This is a genomic window from Nostocoides australiense Ben110 (assembly GCF_001050535.1).
In the GTDB taxonomy this organism is placed as follows: Bacteria; Actinomycetota; Actinomycetes; order Actinomycetales; family Dermatophilaceae; genus Nostocoides_A; species Nostocoides_A australiense.
The window spans coordinates 3,041,177-3,044,075 of the sequence record NZ_HG764815.1 but is presented as its reverse complement, the minus strand read 5'-3'; the positions used below and the strand labels follow the sequence as shown (position 1 = coordinate 3,044,075).

Here is a 2,899-nt window from a genome sequence, read left to right as displayed (position 1 = left end):
GGGCCACCAGTGATCACGGCGGTGCGTTCGCGGACGGCCAGCTCTGCGGCCGCCCGCTGGTCGGCGTCGCGCGGATCCGGGAACAGCCGGCCGAGGCCGGCGGCCAGCTCACTCTCGTGGACCGGGATCGGGTGCAGCGCTCGCCTCGTGCCCAGGGTCTCGGCGACGAGAACCTCCTGGTCGTGGTAGCGCTCCAGATAGAGCAGGCCGTCGTCCAGGCGCAGCACCCCGGTCGTGACGAGCGGGCTCGCGGCGACGCGGGCCAGCCAGTCCGCGACGTCGGCCGGCCACGTGAAGTCGGGGTCGACCGCGGCGAGCGCGTGCAGGTCGACGGCCACCGAACCGGTGCGGACGGCCCGGGTCGCGAGGGCCAGCGCGAGGACGACCTCCGGGTCGCTCTCGCGGGCCATGGCCGCGAGGCGGCGGGCGACGTGGACGTCGGCGGCGTGCAATATCCCGAACTCGTTCGCGTCCGCGATGAGGCCGGCCGGCAGCCGGGAGACGCGGCGGGGATCGTTGCGAGGGAGTGGATCGCGGGAGAGTGGTTCGCGAGGGAGTGGTTCGCGAGGGAGTGGTTCCCGGGGGAGTGATTCGCGGGGTGCCGGGCTCTCGGTCATCGCGCACCTCCACGTGGCCGGCCGCTCGGGCGGTCGGTGGGCCCGGATACCGTGGCGCCATGACCGCCAGGGCCACACCCGAGGCCATGCCCGACACCATCCGCACCCGGCACCTGACCCTGCGGCCGCCGGTCCCGGACGACGACGACTTCCTCTATGCCCTGCACTCCGATCCAGCGCTGTACGGTCATGCCCCCTGGGCCAGGGTCACAGACCGAGAAGAGCTGGAAGCGATGACCGCGGCGTGGCGCGCGACCTGGCAGGAGCACGGCTTCGGCTACTTCGTCGCGGACGACGCCGACACGGGGGAGCCGCTGGGCCTGGCGGGCGTGCGTCCCGCCGATCCCGGACGACTCAACCTGGCCTGCCGGTTCGCCGCGGCAGCTCAGGGCCGTGGTCTCGGGCGTGAGTCCGCTCGTGCGGTCGTCGTCTTCGCCGCGGAGTGGCTGCCGGACCATGTCGTGGAGGCGGTCATCCGCCCTGGTCACCAGGCGTCGATCCGGACGGCGGAGGCCGCCGGGCTGCTGTCCGTCGGCGAGATCTCGCACGCCGGGGACCCGGCCGAGGCCGGAGTCTCGCTGCTCCTCGAAGCACCCCGAGCCGGCCGCGTCGACGAGATCGGCCCCACCGATCGCGAAGAACTGCTCGACCTGTGGCAAGCGGTCACCGAGGCCGGGGGTGCAGTGGGTTTCCTTCCGGGCGCGCCGCGCGACCGCATCGCGCAGGCCCTCGCCGAGCACGAGGCGGACATGCGCGCGGGCCGGTCGTTCGCCGTGGGTCTGCGCGACCCCGATGCCTCTCTCGTCGGGTGGGGCTGGTGGGTCAGTCCGGCGAATCCGCTTTTGGCACATCGCCGTTGGCTCTATCGCTTCATGGTCGACCCCCGCCGCCAGGGCCGCAACCTCGGCGCCATCCTGTTGGCGTCGATGATCGGCACGGCACGCGAGGACGGCGGTGAACTGCTCGGATTGGACTATCGCAGCGGAACCGGGGTGGGCGACTTCTATGCCCGCCAGGGGTTCGTCGAGGTCGGCCGGATCCCGGGCGGCATCCGGGTGGGTGCGGGAGACGATCGCGACGACGTGGAAATGGTCCGCAGAGCCGACGGGAGCCCGCTGGTCGCGGATGGCCGCCGCTGACGCCGACGGGCTGTCACACCCGCGCATCATGACGCGGCCCGCCCGTCGAGCAGATCGGACAGCGCAGTCACGAGCGCCACGGGCGGCTGCCAGGAGAAGACCCCCGTCGGGTGTCCGTCGATGACGGGCGTGTCGGGTCCGCACATGCCGCGCAGGTAGAGATAGAGCACGCCACCGAAGTGGCGGACGGGGTCGTATCCGGGCAGTCGCCAACGCAGGAAGCGGTGCAGGACAACGGCATACAGCAGCGCCTGCAGTGGATAGGACGAGTGCTGCATCGCGGCGACCAGGGCCCGGGGGCGGTAGTCGGCGGCCGTGAGTTCGGCATCGGGGGCACCGAGCCAGTTGGTCTTGTAGTCGACGACGAGATAACGGTCGCCGACCCGGAGGACCACGTCGACGGAGCCGGTCAGGTATCCGCGCAGCACCTGGTCACCGAGTTCGGGAGCCGCGAGCGCTGCGGCGTAGTCGAGGAGCGGATCGCCCTCGGGCAGGTGGGCCCGCAGCAGCGGCGCCAGCTCACCGAGCCGGATGTCACCGACATTGCGCCGGTGATCACCACCGACAAGCGGGAGCTCGAACTCCAACTCGCACAGGCGATCCGAGCGTCCGATGTCGGCGAGGGCGGCCCCGGAGGCGAGCGGCCCGAGGGGGCTGCGGCTGACGGCGACCAGGGCGTCGGCCAGGGTGGCGCGGTTGAGCTCGACGGGCCACCGCACGATCTGCTCCTCGATCCGCGCCAGGAACTCCGCCCGCAGATCGCCGGCAGCGGGATCGGCCTCCTCGAGCACCGCGTGCACGAGCGAACCGAACGTCGCCCCGACGGGAAGCGTCGCCATGGGTGACGGGACGTCGGCGGCGAGAAGCTCCGCCGGCGTCGGCGTGTCCGCGACGGGGAGGATCTCGACACCGGGCGCTTCGTCGTCCTTGCCCGGAAGCTCGGGTTCGGACGTGGCGGGCACGCCGGCGGCGTCCTCGGCGGCTTTGGACAGCGCGCTGTATGAGGTGCGCCGCCAGTGCACATCCACCTGGCGCTCGAACGTGCGCACCGCCAGGTCGTCCGTGCCCGGTGGCGGCGTCGCGGGGAGCGTCGCGGGCCCCGGCTCGACCCACTCCGGTTGTGGCCCGCCCGCGGCCGCCCAG

At 72.7% G+C, this 2,899-nt stretch carries 2 protein-coding genes and 1 pseudogene; 1 reads left to right on the top strand and 2 read right to left on the bottom strand.

What is annotated here, in order from left to right; genetic code table 11:
- Positions 1 to 617, bottom strand: a pseudogene (locus BN11_RS23935) (hypothetical protein); the annotation flags it as partial.
- A 59-nt stretch (positions 618 to 676) separates the two neighbouring features.
- Here BN11_RS23935 and BN11_RS14665 point away from each other — a divergent pair.
- Positions 677 to 1,756, top strand: a complete 1,080-nt coding sequence (locus BN11_RS14665) for a GNAT family N-acetyltransferase (protein ID WP_083433781.1) — start codon at positions 677 to 679, stop codon at positions 1,754 to 1,756.
- A 26-nt stretch (positions 1,757 to 1,782) separates the two neighbouring features.
- Here the strand turns inward: BN11_RS14665 and BN11_RS14660 are convergent.
- On the bottom strand, positions 1,783 to 2,899 hold a 1,117-nt coding region (locus BN11_RS14660), incomplete at its 5' end, for a PD-(D/E)XK nuclease family protein (RefSeq protein ID WP_201329273.1).